The following is a 1358-nucleotide window of genomic DNA, read 5'->3' as shown; positions in this document are numbered from 1 at the left end:
GGTCGTGTCCCTCGGGGTGGTGTAGGAACCGTCGATCCACGGCAGGATCGACTTCAGGTCAGGCTGCCAGTGCTGGCAAGCTGACAATAGGGTTATGGCTCACCGAGCCGAGGGTTTCCAGTGTCATGTAGCGGCGCGATACCGCCCACTCATCGTTTTGCTCCAGCATGAGTGCTCCGACGAGACGAACGACGGCAGCGTTATTCGGGAATATGCCGATCACGTCTGCCCTTCGCTTGATCTCCTTGTTGACCCTTTCCAGTGGATTTGTGGAGGCGATCTGCGCCCAATGATCCTTGGGGAAGGCCATGTAGGCGAGCACGTCCTCGCGTGATGCGTCCATCATGTCGGCCAGCTTTGGAAACTTCTCGCGCAGGGCATCGGTAACCTGGTCCCACTGCTGTTGCGCCGCCTCGGCCGTCTCCTGCGCGAAGATGGTCTTGATCATGGCAATGACAGCGGGTCGTTGTTTCGGCGCCGCATGGGCGAACGCATTGCGCATCCAGTGCACCCGGCAGCGCTGCTGGGTCGCGGAAAATACCTTGCTGGCGGCAGCGCGCAGCCCTTTGTGATCGTCGGCGATGACCAACTTCACACCGCGCAAGCCTCGGTCAGCCAGAGAGCGCAGGAAGGCTTTCCAGAAAGGTTCGGCTTCCGACGGGCCGGTGGCCACGCCCAGAACCTCGCGTCGGCCATCGGTGTTGACGCCCACCGCGATTATCGCCGCCGTCGAGACAATCCGTCCGCCCTCGCGCACTTTGAGGTAGGTGGCGTCGATCCATAGATAGGGCCACTCGCCTTCAATCGGTCGCGTGAGGAAAGCGTTCACCCGCTCGTCGATCTCGGCAACCAAACGGCTGACCTGGCTCTTTGAAACACCGCTGGCGCCCATCGCCTTGACCAGATCGTCGACCGAACGGGTCGAAACGCCGTGGACGTAGGCTTCCTGGATCACTGCCGCCAAGGCCTTCTCGGCGGTGCGGCGTGGCTCCAGGAAGCTCGGGAAGTAACTGCCTTTGCGCAGCTTCGGGATCGCCAGATCATCCGGCCAGCTCGCGTATCCCAACCCCGCTCGCGGTAGCCGTTGCGGTGGTTCAGCCGCTCCGGGCTGCGTGATCCGCAAGGCACGCCCGTCTTCGCCTCGATCTCGAGATCCATCATACGCTCTGCGGCGAAAGCCAGCATCTCACGCACCAAATCGCTATCAGCCCCTTGCTCAATCAGCTCGACAAGGGCCATTCTGTCCTCGGTCATCGTCTTCTTCTCCAGGTTCGAGTTCGCATCCGAACCCTACCAGAAGATCGACGGTGGCCACCCTCTCAGGGAAACCTTCCTACACCACCCCGCGGGACACGACC

General features: G+C 61.8%; 1 pseudogene. It reads right to left on the bottom strand.

Annotated elements, in window-relative coordinates:
- Positions 1-58: 58 nt before the first annotated feature.
- Positions 59-1254 (bottom strand): annotated as a pseudogene (locus DM806_RS01755) (IS256 family transposase).
- Positions 1255-1358 lie beyond the last annotated feature (104 nt).

Source organism: Sphingobium lactosutens (genome assembly GCF_013393185.1).
In the GTDB taxonomy this organism is placed as follows: Bacteria; Pseudomonadota; Alphaproteobacteria; order Sphingomonadales; family Sphingomonadaceae; genus Sphingobium; species Sphingobium lactosutens_A.
This window is presented reverse-complemented; position numbering and strand designations above follow the sequence as displayed.